Here is a 16,720-nt window from a genome sequence, read left to right on the forward strand (position 1 = left end):
ACCGGACGGGCGGATCCCGGGAAACAGGGCTGGAAGCAGATGGCGCAGGAGGTGTTTATCGTCAGGAAGACGACTATGATCGCGGCATGTCGCCCTACGACCCGTCGGCCTTCCCGCCCTTCGCTGTCACCGTCGATCTGGTCGTGCTGACCGTGCGCCGCCACGCACTGTGCGCCCTGGCCGTACGGCGCGGGGAGTCGCCCTTCCAGGGGCGTTGGGCACTGCCAGGCGGATTCGTGCGGGTCGACGAGGACCTGTCCGCGGCGGCGGCGCGTGAACTGGTGGAGGAAACCGGACTGTGCGCACACGATCCGGAGAGTCCCGTTCAGGTCAACGGGGCGCATCTGGAGCAGCTGGCGACTTACGGCGACCCGAAGCGTGATCCGCGGATGCGCGTGGTCAGTGTCGCCCACCTCGCCCTCGCGCCCGATCTGCCGGCGCCACGTGCGGGCGGGGACGCCAACAGTGCGCGTTGGGCACCGGTCGACGCCCTGCTCACTCAGGGCGGCTACGGCCGCGAGGGAGAACAGGTGGCGCCCCTCGCGTTCGACCACGCGCAGATCCTGGCGGACGGAGTGGAGCGCGCCCGTTCGAAGATCGAGTACTCGTCCTTGGCGACGGCGTTCTGCCCGCCGGAGTTCACTGTGGGCGAGCTGCGCCGGGTGTATGAGGCGGTGTGGGGCGTCGCGCTCGACCCGCGGAACTTCCACCGCAAGGTGACGGGTACACCCGGCTTCCTCGTCCCGACGGGAGGGACGACGACGCGCCAGGGCGGCCGTCCGGCGCAGCTGTTCCGGGCGGGCGGCGCCACGCTCCTCAACCCGCCCATGCTGCGCCCGGACGTCTGAGGGTGCGTGCGGTCGTGTAGGGCCGGCTGACACCCACGGCTCACACCCTCAGCGAAAAGCCGGAAATGTCGCGTTATCTTGCTTTGGTACCCACGGGGTTCGTCCGTCCCCGATCCGGCGGACCCGCCCCGGCCGCCGAGCGGTCACACATCCGGCGAGAGAAGCGATGATCCAGGCCACCGGACTGACCAGCAATCCACGCCAGGAGCTCCCGCCTGCCGTCGACGACGTGTCCTTCGAGGCGCGCACGGGCCGTGTCACCACGCTGCTCGGCACCGCGGGCGCGGGCAAGACGACCGTGATCAGACTGGCGCTCGAACTCCAACAAGGCCGTGGGGTCACCTACTTCAGGGGCCGCCCCCTGCACCGCATCGCCCATCCCACCAGGGAGGTGGGTGTGCTGCTCGGTGAGGTGCCCGGTCATCCGGCGCGCACGGTGCGAGGGCATCTGCGCATGCTCTGCGCCGCGGTCGGTGTGCCCGTTCTGCGCGCCGACGACGTCCTGGAAGCCGTCGGACTCGTCAGCCTCCGGCAGGAACGCCTCGGCAGCCTCTCGCGCGGCATGGACCGCAGGCTCGGCCTTGCCTGTGCCTTGTTGGCCGACCCGCACACGCTCGTTCTGGACGGCCCTACCAACGGACTCTCGGCAAAGGAGAGCGGCTGGCTGCACGGGTTGCTGCGGGCGCATGCCACACAGGGCGGTACCGTCCTGTACTCCACTGATGACCCGAAGGAAGCCGCCCGGACCGCCGACCGGGTCGTCACACTCGATGCCGGACGCGTCGTCGCGGACCAGGACGCATCGGAGTTCGCCCGCACCCGGCTGCGCCCCCGCGTCGTCGTGCGCACCCCGCACGCGGCGCGCCTCGGTGCGCTACTGGCCAAGGAGGCCCGCGCCCGCCGCCGATCCGTCGAGGTGGTGAAGGAGGACGGCAACAGACTCTCGGTGTACGGCAGCACCTGCGCGGAGGTCGGTGAAGCCGCGTTCCGGCACGGAATCCTCGTCCATCGACTCGCCGACGAGATCGGAACCGCGGGGCCTCCGCCGACTCCTGGGCCGACGCCGAGGGAGCGGACCGGGCCCGACTCGGCCCTCGCACTGGCACGCACACCCGTATCCGTATCCGTATCGGAATTTGCCTCCGCACTCCCATCGGCGCCCTCGCCGGAAACCGCTGCGTCGCGCGCCCTCGGTGCTTCGGGCGAGAAGTCCGTGCCGGAGTGCACGCCGGGCGCATCGGGGCCCGGTCGAGAAGCCGTGCCGGACCATGCGACTGGAGGTGCCGGGCAGGGCAGCTCCGCCGACCTCGGCGAGCCCGAGGGCCCAGACGGGCCCCCATGCCTCGACGAGTCCGAACGTCCGGCCGATCCTGCGCGTCCGGCCGACCCTGATCTTGGACGCCCGGCCGATTCGGCGGGTACGGCCGCCTCCGTCCGCACGGATGGAGCGCCGTACCGACTCATCCCCCTGTTCCCTCCGGAAGCGTTCCCTGCAGAAGACGACGCCCCGTCCGAGGGCCGGAACCCCGCGCCGGCGTCCGGGCCCGAACCGGTGTCTGTGCCTGCCTCGGCGTCCGGGCCCGTATCGGCGTCCGGGCCCGCGTCCACGCCCGAGCCGACGTCAAGGCCCACGTCCGTGCCCGGACTCACGCCCCGGCCAGGTCAACCACAGCCGTCCTCCCTCTTGCCGCCCCCCATCGCGGTCCGTGCCGCGCGTAGTCCGCTACGCCCCATCCGGTACGAACTGCGCCGTGTCTGCGGCGTCGGTACCGCATATCTGACGGTGGCGGCGGCCCTCGCCCTGTCCGCGGTCATGGGTGTCTTCCTCGCCCGCAGCGGTCACACGCCGCAGCACCGTCTGCTGGCCGCATGGCCACTCGAACTTCCCTTGCCTCCGGCGGCCCTTGGCGCCGGGCTGCTCGGGGCGCTTGCCTTCGGTGAGGAGTTCCGCCACCCCGCCCTCGCCACGGACCGGGGCACCGTCCCGCGCCGCCTCGGGCTGCTCACGGCGAAGCTCGCGGTGGCCGCGGCCACCGCCCTCCTCCTGGCCGTCCTCACCATCGCCTGTGATGCCGCGCTGCTGCATCTCGTATACGGACCGGAGCTCACCGAAGTTCCCGCCGACTGGCTTTCTTCGAGCGTGAGTTGGATGGCCCTGGTGGTGGGCTGCGCATGGGCGGGTGTGCTGGCGGCGGGCGTGTTCCGGTCCACGACCGCCGGCCTTGCCGCGGTTCTGGCGGTGCCGATCGTCGTCGTACCTCTCGCGCAGAAGGCGCTGGAGGGTCCGACCGTGCGATCCGCGGCCGGTCTGCCGGAGCGATTGCGGGACCTCGCACTGGTGCAGTGGCCCTTCGGGATCGAACGCTATGTCGCGGGGGTGGTCCGCATGCTCGCTCAACCTGTCGGCAGCGCCCTGACGTTGTCGGTCACCGTGCTGCTCTGCGCTTTCCTGCTCACTGCCACGCGAAGCAGGGCCCACTGACGGGAATCTGCTGCCATCCGTTCCCGCATTGCGCGCAACTCTCCGGTGAGGGGCGGCTTCTTTCCGATAAGGCGTCAATTGCAGCGAGGTAAGCGATCACCCTTTCGTGTGCTTTTCACCAAAGACCTCAAGGGACTTGAGAGCCGCGCCGACAACTGAATCCGTGAGTACCCTTGCGCACACCATGATGACCACCGCCCGTTCCGCAGAGTCCGGCCTCGCCGGTCCGACGGGCGACCTCGACCGCTACCCCTACGCGGAGGCGCCCGGCGCCGACCGCGTGGTGGCGCCCGCCTGGGAAGGCATGGAACAGGACCTGGGCCGTGTGGGTCGGCGAGCAGCCGGCAACCGCGGCCGTGGGCTGCACGGACAACTGGTCCAGCAGCTCGGACAGATGATCGTCTCCGGCGACTTGGGGGCAGACCGTCCACTGGTGCCGGAGGAGATCGGCCAGCGGTTCGAGGTCTCCCGCACCGTCGTCCGCGAATCACTGCGCGTACTGGAGGCCAAAGGCCTCGTCAGCGCCCGGCCCAACGTCGGCACGCGCGTACGCCCGGTCAGCGACTGGAACCTGCTCGACCCGGACATCATCGAATGGCGGGCGTTCGGCCCGCAGCGCGACGACCAGCGGCGAGAGCTCAGCGAGCTGCGGTGGACCATCGAGCCGCTGGCCGCGCGCCTCGCCGCCGGACACGGCCGCGAGGAGGTGCAGCAGCGGCTCGCGGACATGGTCGAGATCATGGGCCACGCGCTCGCCCAGGGCGACTCGATCACCTTCTCCCGCGCGGACGCCGAGTTCCACTCCCTGCTCATCCAGGTCGCAGGCAACCGCATGCTGGAGCACCTGTCCGGCATCGTCTCGGCCGCGCTCCAAGTCTCCGGAGGGCCCGTCACCGGCTGTGACCGCCCGAACGAGGCGTCCCTCGTCCACCACTCCCGGATCGTGGACGCCCTCGCCACGGGCGACGGGCCCGGCGCCGAAGCCGCCATGCGCCAGCTGCTCACGGTCCACCCGGAAGTGGAGCGCGTGGTGCCGGCGCCCCGCGAGCACTGACCGCCTTCCGCGTCAGCGCAGCACGTCGCGCACGCCGCGCAGCATCGTTTCGCTGCTCCGTCACCCGATGACGTCGTCCGTGTCGCCGGACCCCCGCCTCGCAAGGGGCCAGGGGGTCCCGGCGGGCGGCGGACGTGGGAGCGACGACACGGAGGTATGGAACGGAGGCATGGAACGGTGAAGACACGGGCACTCAGAACGCTGGTGACACGGGCACCCGGAACGCTGATGACGCGGACGCGCTGACGTGGCCGCGCTGATGACGCGGACGGACGGCACGCGGACGCACGCACGGCTTGCTGACGCACGCACGGCATGCGGACGTATGGAATCCGGTGGCACCGGTGGTACTGGTGGCACCCGGTGGCTCCGCGCCCGGACTCCGACACTCCGGTGACGACCCCGCGTACGTACGCCTACGCGGCGGCAGCACGACACGCCATGTCGACGTACTCGCCCGACCGGCTGATGATGAGGGGACTCTCGTCGCTTCTGACCGTATCTATCTGCTTTTGACCGCTTACGAGGTGTGACTCGGGCCACGTAGATTGGGCGTAACGCTCTTACTGACAGCGCGATGACCTAAGAGGTGATAGCCGAGGAGGGAATACAGCCGTCGTTCACGGCGCTGTGCGAGCTCCACGGTCCCGCCCGCGCCGTCGGCCCAATCCCCAGCCGTCGGTCGTCGGCTCCGGTCCACAGTGGACGGGGCCGGAAGCCGTTTTCCAACGTTCCGAGAGGTTGTTCGTGTCGGCCAGCACATCCCGTACGCTCCCGCCGGAGATCGCCGAATCCGTCTCTGTCATGGCGCTCATCGAGCGGGGAAAGGCTGATGGGCAGATCGCCGGCGACGACGTTCGTCGTGCCTTCGAAGCTGACCAGATCCCGGCCACTCAGTGGAAGAACGTTCTGCGCAGCCTCAACCAGATCCTCGAGGAAGAGGGTGTGACGCTGATGGTCAGTGCCGCGGAGCCGAAGCGCCCCCGCAAAAGCGTCGCAGCGAAGAGTCCTGCCAAGCGCACCGCGACCAAGACGGTCGCCGCCAAGACCACCACGGCGAGGCCGGCCGCTGCCGCCACCGCGCCCGAGAGGTCGGTAGCCGCCGAAGCCGCCACCGAAGACGGCACGGCCGTGAAGAAGGCCGCCGCCAAGAAGGTGACGGCCAAGAAGGCCACCGCCGCGAAGAAGACCGTCGCCAAGAAGACGACGGCCAAGAAGACCGCCTCCAAGAAGGACGCCGGTGAGCTCCTGGACGAGGAGGTCACCGAGGAGACGCCCGCAGTCGGCAAGCCCGGCGAGGGCGAGCCCGCGGAGGAGGGCGCACAGGGCTTCGTGCTCTCCGACGACGACGAGGACGACGCTCCCGCGCAGCAGGTCGCCGCGGCCGGCGCCACCGCCGACCCCGTCAAGGACTACCTGAAGCAGATCGGCAAGGTCCCCCTGCTCAACGCCGAGCAGGAAGTCGAGCTGGCCAAGCGCATCGAGGCGGGCCTGTTCGCCGAGGACAAGCTGGCCAACGCCGACAAGCTCGCGCCGAAGCTCAAGCGCGAGCTGGAGATCATCGCCGAGGACGGGCGCCGCGCCAAGAACCACCTCCTGGAGGCCAACCTCCGCCTCGTGGTCTCCCTGGCCAAGCGCTACACCGGCCGCGGCATGCTCTTCCTGGACCTCATCCAGGAGGGCAACCTCGGTCTGATCCGCGCGGTCGAGAAGTTCGACTACACCAAGGGCTACAAGTTCTCCACGTACGCCACCTGGTGGATCCGTCAGGCGATCACCCGCGCCATGGCCGACCAGGCCCGCACCATCCGTATCCCGGTGCACATGGTCGAGGTCATCAACAAGCTCGCGCGTGTGCAGCGTCAGATGCTCCAGGACTTGGGCCGCGAGCCCACCCCGGAGGAACTGGCCAAGGAACTCGACATGACCCCGGAGAAGGTCATCGAGGTCCAGAAGTACGGCCGTGAGCCCATCTCCCTGCACACCCCGCTGGGCGAGGACGGCGACAGTGAGTTCGGTGACCTCATCGAGGACTCCGAAGCCGTCGTCCCGGCCGACGCCGTCAGCTTCACGCTCCTCCAGGAACAGCTGCACTCCGTCCTCGACACCCTGTCCGAGCGCGAGGCGGGCGTCGTCTCCATGCGGTTCGGTCTCACCGACGGTCAGCCGAAGACCCTCGACGAGATCGGCAAGGTCTACGGAGTGACGCGTGAGCGCATCCGGCAGATCGAGTCGAAGACGATGTCGAAGCTGCGGCACCCGTCGCGCTCGCAGGTCCTGCGCGACTACCTGGACTGATCCGAACCGGCTGTGGGGGAGGCCCCGTAGCCACAGTGCCGTGAGAAGGCCCGCGGGCTCCCCTACAGGAGCCTGCGGGCCTTTCGTGTGTGCCCGTGAGCCTCGGTGAGCATCGATGAGCCCAGGGAGCGACGTCCCGTCGCCCGTGCGCGCCCCCACCTGCGTGGCGCACGTGCGGGGTGCGGAGTGGTGACTGACTCTAGGTGTGCGATTGCAACCCAGAGTGAGGAGATCGCATGCGTCGTCCCATCGTCCGAACGCTCGCGCGAGCGGCGGCCCTGGGGGCTGCGGCAGCCGCGCTGCCCCTGGCCTCCCCGGCCCCTGTGGCGGCCGACAGCGTCGTCGTCGGAGGCAAGCCGGTGCGCGTGGCCGACAGTCCATGGGTGGTGGCCCTCTCCAGCCGTGACCGGTTCGGGGGTACCCGGTCGGGTCAGTTCTGCGGCGGTGTCGTCGTCGGGCGCTCGACGGTCCTCACGGCTGCGCACTGCATGAGCAAGGAAGTTCTGGGCGTACCGCTCCGCCGGGTGTCGGACCTGAAGGTCATCGCGGGCCGTGAGGACCTGGCCACGAACGCGGGGAGTGAGATCTCGGTGAGCAACGTGAAGATCAATCCGGAGTACGAGGCCTCCACCAACTCCGGTGACTTCGCAACGCTGACCCTGGCGGAGCCGCTCCCGGAGAGCTATGTCATCCGGGCTGCGGGAGCGGGTGACGCGGCCTACAAGCCCGGCACGAGCGCGGCCGTCTACGGCTGGGGTGACACTACGGGACGCGGCAACTACGCCCAGTCGCTGCATGCGGCCGATGTCACGGTACTCGCGGACAAGGAGTGCCAGGAGGCCTACCCGGGGAGTGCGGATGGCACCTACACGCCCGCGTCCATGGTCTGTGCGGGCGAGATCCAGGGCGGCCGGGACGCCTGTCAGGGCGACAGTGGCGGGCCGCTGGTGGCCCGCAGCAAGCTCATCGGCCTGGTGTCGTGGGGAGACGGCTGTGGCCGTGCGGGCAGCCCAGGGGTGTACACGCGAATCTCGGAGGTCGTACGAGTGATGAAACGGTACGCCTGAGGGGCGGCGCCAAGCGCACTGTGCCTGACGCACCGTGTCTGATGCACCGTGTCTGGCGCTCGGTGCGTGACGCAAAGTGTCTGACGCCTCACGGTTCGGCGTCCCACAGTTTGGAGCCTTGCGGGCTTGCGTCATGCGGGCTTGCGCCCTGCGGCCTGTCGCCTCGCGGCTTGGCGCTCGACGGCTGAAAGATGCCGGTCCCCCGGTGCTCCCCGGTGCCGGGGAACGAGAGAGCGGGCGGCTGTCCCTGGATTAACAGGGGCAGCCGCCCGCTCGCAGGCTTGGTGGCCCGCCGCTCGCTCGTCGTGGGTGCGAGGCGTCAGCGTTCCTCTTCGGAGGCACTGGCCGGTGCTGCGGTCAGGCGCTCCGTCTCATCCTGTATCTCGGCGGCGATCTTCTTGAGTTCCGGCTCGAACTTGCGACCGTGGTGGGCGCAGAAGAGCAGTTCACCGCCGCTGACCAGGACGACGCGCAGGTACGCCTGGGCGCCGCAGCGGTCGCAGCGGTCAGCGGCCGTCAGGGGGCTCGCGGGGGTCAGAACAGTAGTCACGTCGCCTCTTCTCTAGCTCGACGAGCTGTCGTACCAGGGTCAACACCCAACCAGGCCGAAAACGTTCCCGCTCGTGGCTTTTCCTCGAATTTTTCTTCCGAGGAGGCTGTCTGCTGCCGGTTGGCGGCGAATGTGCCGTATTGCGTGTCTTACGTGTCGTACGGTTTCGCGCTGTCTGTCAGGTCAGGTCCTCGCCGGCTGGCTTGCCGGTTGTTCATGAGGACGTGCCCGGAGCCTAAATGGTTCATGCCTGGAAGGGAACGTGATGTGTGCTTCACTCCATCGAGGGATCGAACATTCGTACGCTTCTCGTTTAGTCTGGGCTGAGCCGAGGGTGGCGTGCCAACGGCTCTACCAGGCCTCGGTACCCTCTGACGGGCACCAGAAGCCGAGCCCTTACCCCAAAGGGCCTCCCTTGAAATTCAGCGAGGAGCGAACCGCGTGACCGCCGAGACGTCCGTGCCGTCCACAGCGTTGCTGACCGGAGCAGACCGGGACGGTTCCAACTACACCGCGCGGCACCTGCTCGTCCTGGAGGGGCTCGAAGCGGTCCGCAAGCGTCCGGGCATGTACATCGGGTCCACGGACAGCCGTGGCCTGATGCACTGCCTGTGGGAGATCATCGACAACTCCGTCGACGAGGCCCTGGGCGGCTACTGCGACCACATCGAGGTCATCCTCCACGACGACGCCTCCGTGGAGGTCCGGGACAACGGTCGAGGCATCCCGGTCGACGTGGAACCGAAGACCGGGCTCTCCGGAGTCGAGGTCGTCATGACCAAGCTGCACGCCGGTGGAAAGTTCGGCGGCGGCTCGTACGCGGCCTCCGGCGGTCTGCACGGCGTGGGAGCCTCGGTGGTGAACGCCCTGTCGGCTCGGCTGGACGTCGAGGTGGACCGGGCCGGACACACGCACGCCATCAGTTTCCGCCGCGGTGTCCCCGGGGCGTTCTCGAAGGCCGGTCCGGAGGCACCCTTCGATCCGAAGGCACGGCTGAGCAAGGTCAAGCGGATCGCCAAGACCCGCACGGGCACCCGTGTGCGGTACTGGGCGGATCGCCAGATCTTCCTGAAGGACGCCAAGCTCAGCCTGGAGAACCTGCACCAGCGCGCGCGTCAGACGGCCTTCCTGGTGCCGGGCCTGACCATCGTCGTACGCGACGAGTACGGTCTCGGCGAAGGCGGCACCAAGGGCGAGGAATCCTTCCGCTTCGACGGTGGCATCAGCGAATTCTGCGAATACCTCGCGCAGGACAAGGCCGTCTGCGACGTGCTGCGCTTCTCGGGGCAGGGCACGTTCAAGGAGACGGTCCCCGTCCTGGACGAGCACGGGCAGATGACACCCACCGAGGTCACCCGTGAGCTCGGCGTGGACATCGCCCTGCGCTGGGGCACCGGCTACGACACGACGATCAAGTCGTTCGTGAACATCATCGCCACGCCCAAGGGCGGCACGCACGTGACCGGTTTCGAGCGGTCGCTGACGAAAACGGTGAACGAGGTCCTGCGGACCCAGAAGCTGCTGCGGGTCGCCGAGGACGACGTCGTGAAGGACGACGCCCTGGAGGGCCTGACCGCGGTGGTGACCGTGCGGTTGGCGGAGCCCCAGTTCGAGGGGCAGACGAAGGAGGTCCTCGGCACGTCTGCGGCCAACCGGATCGTGGCCACGGTCGTCGCCAAGGAACTCAAGGCGTATCTGTCCTCCACCAAGCGTGACGCCAAGGCGCAGGCCCGCGCGGTCATGGAGAAGATCGTCGCCGCCGCCCGGACGCGCATCGCCGCCCGTCAGCACAAGGAGGCGCAGCGCCGCAAGACCGCCCTGGAGTCCTCGTCGCTGCCGGCGAAGCTGGCCGACTGCCGCAGTGACGACGTCGACCGCAGCGAGCTGTTCATCGTCGAGGGTGACTCGGCGCTGGGCACCGCGAAGCTGGCCCGCAACTCCGAGTTCCAGGCGCTGCTGCCGATCCGCGGCAAGATCTTGAACGTGCAGAAGGCCTCGGTGTCGGACATGCTCAAGAACGCCGAGTGCGGGGCGATCATCCAGGTCATAGGAGCAGGGTCGGGGCGTACCTTCGACATCGACGCGGCCCGCTACGGCAAGATCATCCTGCTGGTCGACGCCGATGTCGACGGGGCGCACATCCGCATCCTGCTGCTGACGCTGTTCCAGCGGTACATGCGGCCCATGGTCGAGGCGGGCCGGGTCTTCGCGGCGGTCCCGCCGCTGCACCGCATCGAGCTGGTCCAGCCCAAGAAGGGCCAGGACAAGTACGTCTACACCTACTCCGACCGCGAGCTGCGCGACACCCTCCTCGAATTCGAGCGCAAGGGCGTGCGGTACAAGGACGCGATCCAGCGGTACAAGGGCCTCGGCGAGATGGACGCCGACCAGCTGGCCGAGACCACGATGGACCCCCGCTTCCGCACGCTGCGCCGGATCAACATCTCCGACCTGGAGTCCGCGGAAGGGGTCTTCGACCTGTTGATGGGCAACGAAGTCGCCCCCCGCAAGGAATTCATCACCAGCTCCGCCGCCACGCTGGACCGCTCCCGCATCGACGCGTGATGTGCTCGCCGGTGCGGGGAGTTCCTGTCGGTGCGGGAAGTTCCTGTCGGTGCGCTGGTGTGACAAGTTCCTGTCGGTGCGTCGGTGCGTCGGTGCGTCGGTGCGTCGGTGCGTCGGTGCGTCGGTGCGTCGGTGCGTCGGTGCGTCGGTGCGTCGGTGCGTCGGTGCGTCGGTGCGACAAGTTCCGGTAGGCGCGTGGGCGCGTCGGTGCGTCTGACGTAGGTCGTGGTCTGACGCGTGCTGCGGCGTGACGCAAGCCTTGGCCTGCCGCCTGCCGCCTGCCGCGATCTGACGTCGGCCGTGGTCCGACGTAGGCCGTGCGCGATGTGTCTCCACCCTCGGGTGGAGACACATCTTCCACCCGTGATCCACCCACGCTCCGATCTCCTGACCGGGCCGGTTCCGTAGCGTCGAAGGCGTCGTACTTCGCCTTCCACGCCACGCCATCGGAGGCCGTGATGCCTGGGTTCACCAACGCGCTGCTGATCCTCGCCGCTGTAGTGCTCGTCGTCATACGCCAGACGAAGCCGCAGCGCATGACGCGATCCAAGCGCTGGTGGCTGGTGCCCGCCGTGCTTGCCTATGCCGCGGTCACGGACTCCGGTCTCGTCGACACCCGGCACGAGACAGCCTCCATCACGCTGCTCGCCTGTGAGGTGCTCGTTGGCCTCCTCATGGGCGTCGCCTGGGCCCGGACCAGCCGTGTCTGGACCGAGCAGGACGGCTCCGTATGGACACGGGGCACCAAAGCCACTGCCGGAGTCTGGGTCGTCGGCATGGCCGCGCGCCTCGGACTCATGGGCATGGGCCTCCTGATAGGCATCCACCAGGCCAGCGGGGCACTGCTCCTCGCCCTCGCCGCCTCGCTGCTGGTGCGCGCGGGCCTACTGGAACTGCGGGCCCAGGGTCTGCGCCCGGCTCCGGCACTCGCGGGCGGCGTACGGTGACGGGGCACTCCAGCCGACGCGACCACCTTCCCGACCCACGTGTGGCCGCCGGGCCGGTTCGACCAGTCGTGGCCGAAGGACGGGGCCGACCACACATGGCCGAAAGGCAGGCCAGACCACGCGCGGCCGAAGGACGAGCGGGCGACCGGCCGACAAGCTGGCCGCGCCGACCGGAGAGGAGCCCCCATGACGCGTGAGACCTGGGTGGACTGGCCCTCCCGGGAGGCCCTGGCCGGCGACAGGGCGACCCGCATACGGCGACTCATCACCTGGTTCGTGCGAGGGGCGTTGCTCGGCCTGCTGGTGTGGACCACGCTCTTCCGTGGGGGAGCGCCGGGGTGGAGCGTTGCCTTGGGGCTGGTCGTGATCGCCGTCTGCGCGGCAGCCGTCGTGGTGTACTTCCGCGTCACGCTCGAGCAGCGCTTGTGGCTTTCCCTGGGGGCCCTGGGGATCGTTCTCGGCGCCGGTCTGCTGGCACGAGGGACGGGGTTCGACATCCCTGCGGAGGTGATGTGGTGCGCCGGGGCGATTCTCGCGCTGGAGCGCCTGCCCCTCCGAGCGGCCGTCGTCGTCACGGCGCTGGCCCTGGGGGCGTTCGCGGCGGTGAACGAGGATCCCTGGCCGACGACAGCCGCCGTCACCGCCGGGCTCGCTCTCGCCGGATATGCGCTGCGGCTCGACGCGGAGGCACGCGGGAACGCCCAGAGACTCCTCGACCAGGAGCGGGCAGCGCGATCGGCCGAGGCGGAGTCGGCCGCGTTGGACGAGAGGGCGCGGATCGCCCGGGAGATCCACGACGTGCTGGCACACAGCCTGTCGGCCCAACTCGTCCACCTGGAGGCGGCTCGGCTGCTGATCGAGAGGGGCGGCGACCGGGAGCAGATCCTCGGGCGTGTGGTGGCGGCGCGGTCCATGGCGTCGGAAGGGTTGGCTGAGACCAGGCAGGCCTTGTCCGCGCTGCGCGGGGAGATGACGCCGGTCGAGGACTTCCTGCGTGAGCTGGTCGCATCGGACGGAGCCTCGGTCGCTGTGGCGGGAGAGCGGAGACCGCTGACCGCCGAGGCGTCCCAGACGGTGCGCCGGGTCGCCCAGGAGGCGTTGACGAATGTGCGCAAGCACGCGAAGGGGGCCAAGGTGACGGTGTGCCTTGCGTACGGGGAGGGCGAAGTGACGTTGGACGTACGGGATTCGGGTGGTGCGCCGAGTGAGATCACCGCTTCCGGAGCCGGATACGGTCTGCTGGGAATGCGGGAGCGGGCCGAGTTGCTGGGGGGCTCGCTCGAGGCAGGGCCAGGAGAGGAAGGCTTCGTCGTGCGGTTGAAGGTGCCGACGTGACCGTGGACGACGGACATCCCGAAAGTGCCGCCGGTGCCGGTGCTGGTGCCCGGGGCGGGACCGGTGCCGGTGCAGGTGTCGGGGGCGAGACCGGAGCAGGGGCAGCGACCGGGGGCTGGCCGGTGGTGAGGGACGGGGCGGACCGCATGGGTGCGGGCGGCGGAGGTGCCAGGAGAGCACCCGCGCGGGTGGTGGTGGTCGACGACCAGACCGTGGTGCGTGAGGGGATCGTGATGCTTTTGGGGCTGCTGCCGGGAATCGAGGTCGTCGGGGCTGGAGGTGATGGGGAGGAGGCGGTGCGGCTCGTGGCCGAACTCGCCCCGGACGTGGTGCTGATGGACCTGCGGATGCCACGTGTCGATGGTGCCGAGGCGACGCGGCGGATCCGCTCGCAGTATCCGGGTACGCAGGTCGTGGTGCTCACGACGTTCGTCGACGACGATTCGCTGTTCCCGGCGCTCAAGGCGGGGGCGCGGGGCTATCTCACCAAGGACGCGGGCGGTGAGGAGATCGTCCGGGCGGTGGAGGATGTGCTCTCGGGGGAAGCGGGACTGTCACCGAGGATCCAACGGCGGCTGCTGGAGCGCCTGTCGGAGCCGGAGACGGTCACGCGGTCGGTGGAGGCGCCGGACGGTCTGACGACGCGGGAGACGGAAGTGGTCGCCCTGATCGCGGAGGGAATGACGAACCAGGAGATCGCACGGAAGCTTCAGGTATCCACCGCCACGGTGAAGACGCACATCAACAATCTCTTCGCCAAGGCAGGCCTCAAGGACCGGGCGCAGGCGGTGCGTTACGCCTACCGACACGGTCTCGCGCAGCCTCCGGGGAGAACCCGCGGGTGAGTGTGTCCTTCACCTGATGGGGTGAAGAGCGGAAGGAGCGCAGCCAGCGATCTTCTTGCTCTGCCCATCCTTGGGCTCGCGGCCGGACAAGGGCCGCGGTCAAGGAGAGTTCGGTGGAGAAGCACGACGGCCGCCAGGCCGGGCGAGATCGGCCCGGCGATCTCAGGGACCCGTGGTACGACGAGCCGTCGTCCGGATGTTGACCGGCGGGCAACGGTGATGTCGGCCGGTCAGAGAACGGACGACCACACGTAGCGGTGCTCGGGGCGGCCGGTGTCGCCGTACTTCAGGCTCAGCCGTACCCTCCCCGTGCGCTCCAGGAGCTTCAGATAGCGCTGAGCGGTCTGCCGGCTCAACCCCGTGTCCTCCGCGAGCTCCTGGGCGGAGACCGGCCCCTCGGCGGCCATCAGCGCCCTGCGCACCAGCTCCGCGGTCGTGGGGGAGTGGCCCTTCGGCAGGTCGGGCGCGGGTGTGGCGGAGAGGGCGCCGAAGATGCGGTCGACCTCGGCCTGTTCCGCCTCACCGCCCCCGTCGAGGGTGCGGCGCAGCGTCGCGTACGCGTCGAGCTTGGCGCGGAGCCCCGCGTACGAGAAGGGCTTGACCAGGTACTGCAGGGCGCCGTGGCGCATCGCGGCCTGCACGGTGGCCACGTCGCGCGCAGCCGTCACCATGATCACGTCGGTCTCGTGGCCGCGCTCGCGCAGCGACCGGACCAGGGCGAGACCGGTCTCGTCCGGCAGATAGTGGTCGAGGAGCACCAGGTCGACCGGCTGCTCCTCGACGAGCCGCAGCGCCTGTGCGGCGCTGTGCGCGCGTCCCGCCACCCGGAAACCGGGCACCTTCGCCACGTAGGCCGCGTTGACGTCCGCCACGCGCACGTCGTCGTCCACGACCAGCACTTCGATCATCGCGTCTCCTCCGAGGCGACCGGACGGGGCTCCGCGAGCCCCTCGGGCAGTACGACGGTGAACTCGGCGCCGCCACCGGGCGCCGACGCGACCCGTGCGCTGCCGCCCTGCCGCTCGGCGAGCCTGCGCACCAGGGCGAGGCCGATCCCGCGCTGCCCGTGCGCGGGCGGCTCCTTGGTGGACCAGCCCTCCGTGAAGACCGACTCACGCTGTTCCACAGGTACACCCGGTCCCGTGTCGCGGACCTGAAGGACAACCGTGCGTCCTAGTAGACCCTCGGTACGCAAAGCGACCTCTACGCGCGCGTGCCGGACGCCTGTAGCTCCGGGCCGCAGACCGGACGCCGCGTCGAGGGCGTTGTCGACGAGGTTGCCGACGATCGTGACGAGGCCGCCGGGGTCCACGAGCCGGTCGGGCAGAGCGGTGTCGTCGGAGACCGACAGGATCACGCCGCGCTCCGCCGCGACCGTGGCCTTGCCGACGAGGAGAGCCGACAGAAGCGGGTCGTGGATCTTCTCCGTGATCTGTTCCGCGGTCACGCGGTGCGCGCCCGCCACCTCCCCGACGAACTCCGCGGCTTCCTCGTACATCTCCAGTTCCAGCAGGCCGAGCAGGGTGTGCATGCGGTTGGCGTGCTCGTGGTCCTGGGCGCGCAGGGCGTCGATGAGCCCCCGAGTGGAGTCGAGTTCCCGGCCGAGCTGTTCCAGTTCCGTGCGGTCGCGGAGGGTCGCGACGGCGCCGCCGTCGTCCGTGGGCATGCGGTTGGCGACCAGGACGCGCCGGCCGCGGACGGTCAGCAGATCGGTGCCGGTGACACGGCCCGACAGGACGTCCGTGGTGCGTCCCTCGCCGAGCGCCGCCTCCAGCGGCTGCCCGATCGCCTCCGCACCGAGCCCCAGAAGGCGCTGCGCCTCGTCGTTGAGGAGCCTGATCCGGCCGCCGCGGTCCAGGGCGACCACGCCCTCCCGGATGCCGTGCAGCATCGCCTCACGCTCCGCGAGCAGCGCCGAGATGTCGGAGAACGCCAGGTCTCGTGTCTGGCGGTGCACCCTGCGGGAGATCAGATACGCGGCGAGGGCACCGGCGGCCAGGGCTCCGCCCGCGTACGCGAAGAGGCTCGGGATCGTGTGGATCAGCCGGGCACGCACGCTGTCGTACTCGATGCCTACGGAGACGGCGCCCACGATCTCGCCGCCCGAGTCCCGCAGCGGCACCTTCCCGCGCGCGGAGCGGCCGAGCGTACCGTTGTCGATCTCCATGACGTCGCGGCCCGCGAGCGCGTCGCTGGGGTCCGTCGACACGACCTTTCCGACCTCGTCGCGGTCGGTGTGGGACCAGCGCACGCCCTGCTTGTTCATGATCACGACGTACTCGGCGCCACTGGCGTTCCTGATCCGCTCCGCCGCGGCCTGCACCGGTCCGTCGACCGAGGCCCGGGTCGAGGTCAGGTCCTCGGCGATCCCCGGCTGGGCCGCCGTCGTCTGCGCGATGGCGAGGGCCCGGCGCATGGCCTGGTCGTCCAGCTGGGCGCTCAGCGGCGCGAGGAAGAGCCCCGTCGCGAGCACGGCAACCCCGGCGGCGATCGCCACCTGCATCAGCAGGACCTGCGAGAAGACGCGCCGTGGCAGGCCGAGGCGCAGTCGTCGGGCAGGGCGGTTCGGGCTCATGTGTACGAACGGTACGGCGATGGGTGGCCGCCTCCGACGCCGGTGTGGCGTGGATCTCCCTGCCGGTCGGGCTCTACCGGTCGGGCTCTACCGGTCGGGCTCTGTCGGTCGGGCTCGAGCCCTGTCGGTCGGGCTCGGGCTCGGGGTCGGGCTC

The 16,720-nt window shown here is 69.7% G+C and carries 12 protein-coding genes; 9 read left to right on the forward strand and 3 right to left on the reverse strand.

Features of this window, described 5'->3' with window-relative positions; all coding sequences use genetic code 11:
- Positions 1 to 86 precede the first annotated feature (86 nt).
- From GPA10_RS34565 to GPA10_RS34585, 5 genes are all read left to right on the forward strand, one after another.
- On the forward strand, positions 87 to 848 hold the full coding sequence (locus GPA10_RS34565; protein WP_030563144.1) for an NUDIX hydrolase: 762 nt from the start codon (positions 87 to 89) through the stop codon (positions 846 to 848).
- Between the two features lie 166 nt (positions 849 to 1,014).
- Positions 1,015 to 3,330: an ATP-binding cassette domain-containing protein gene (locus GPA10_RS34570; RefSeq protein ID WP_157168898.1), complete on the forward strand. Its 2,316-nt coding sequence runs from the start codon at positions 1,015 to 1,017 to the stop codon at positions 3,328 to 3,330.
- A gap of 163 nt (positions 3,331 to 3,493) precedes the next feature.
- Positions 3,494 to 4,384: a FadR/GntR family transcriptional regulator gene (locus tag GPA10_RS34575; RefSeq protein WP_343041645.1), complete on the forward strand. Its 891-nt coding sequence runs from the start codon at positions 3,494 to 3,496 to the stop codon at positions 4,382 to 4,384.
- A gap of 741 nt (positions 4,385 to 5,125) precedes the next feature.
- Positions 5,126 to 6,682: an RNA polymerase sigma factor gene (locus GPA10_RS34580; RefSeq protein WP_157168899.1), complete on the forward strand. Its 1,557-nt coding sequence runs from the start codon at positions 5,126 to 5,128 to the stop codon at positions 6,680 to 6,682.
- Between the two features lie 236 nt (positions 6,683 to 6,918).
- Positions 6,919 to 7,749: a serine protease gene (locus GPA10_RS34585; RefSeq protein WP_157168900.1), complete on the forward strand. Its 831-nt coding sequence runs from the start codon at positions 6,919 to 6,921 to the stop codon at positions 7,747 to 7,749.
- A 319-nt stretch (positions 7,750 to 8,068) separates the two neighbouring features.
- Here GPA10_RS34585 and GPA10_RS34590 read toward each other — a convergent pair whose 3' ends face one another.
- A complete protein-coding gene (locus GPA10_RS34590) occupies positions 8,069 to 8,299 on the reverse strand; it encodes a DUF7455 domain-containing protein (RefSeq protein ID WP_058852598.1) in 231 nt (76 codons plus the stop codon).
- A 441-nt stretch (positions 8,300 to 8,740) separates the two neighbouring features.
- Here GPA10_RS34590 and GPA10_RS34595 point away from each other — a divergent pair, with 441 nt between their 5' ends.
- From GPA10_RS34595 to GPA10_RS34610, 4 genes are all read left to right on the forward strand, one after another.
- A complete protein-coding gene (locus GPA10_RS34595; RefSeq protein WP_343041646.1) occupies positions 8,741 to 10,864 on the forward strand; it encodes a DNA gyrase/topoisomerase IV subunit B in 2,124 nt (707 codons plus the stop codon).
- 458 nt (positions 10,865 to 11,322) lie between these two features.
- Positions 11,323 to 11,811, forward strand: a complete 489-nt coding sequence (locus GPA10_RS34600; RefSeq protein ID WP_157168901.1) for a CcdC protein domain-containing protein — start codon at positions 11,323 to 11,325, stop codon at positions 11,809 to 11,811.
- A 186-nt stretch (positions 11,812 to 11,997) separates the two neighbouring features.
- Positions 11,998 to 13,146, forward strand: a complete 1,149-nt coding sequence (locus GPA10_RS34605) for a sensor histidine kinase (RefSeq protein WP_157168902.1) — start codon at positions 11,998 to 12,000, stop codon at positions 13,144 to 13,146.
- Between the two features lie 146 nt (positions 13,147 to 13,292).
- Complete coding sequence (locus GPA10_RS34610) at positions 13,293 to 13,991, forward strand: response regulator (protein WP_157168933.1); 699 nt, start codon at positions 13,293 to 13,295, stop codon at positions 13,989 to 13,991.
- 230 nt (positions 13,992 to 14,221) lie between these two features.
- Here the strand turns inward: GPA10_RS34610 and GPA10_RS34615 are convergent, their stop codons facing one another.
- A complete protein-coding gene (locus GPA10_RS34615) occupies positions 14,222 to 14,899 on the reverse strand; it encodes a response regulator (RefSeq protein WP_058852595.1) in 678 nt (225 codons plus the stop codon).
- Positions 14,896 to 16,566 carry a sensor histidine kinase gene (locus tag GPA10_RS34620; RefSeq protein WP_157168903.1) on the reverse strand — a complete coding sequence of 557 codons (1,671 nt, stop codon included), beginning with the start codon at positions 16,564 to 16,566 and terminating at the stop codon, positions 14,896 to 14,898. Before GPA10_RS34620 ends, GPA10_RS34615 begins: the two co-directional genes overlap by 4 nt.
- Between the last annotated feature and the right edge of the window lie 154 nt (positions 16,567 to 16,720).

Origin of the sequence: Streptomyces typhae, from assembly GCF_009755605.1 — a bacterium.
GTDB lineage: Bacteria > Actinomycetota > Actinomycetes > Streptomycetales > Streptomycetaceae > Streptomyces > Streptomyces typhae.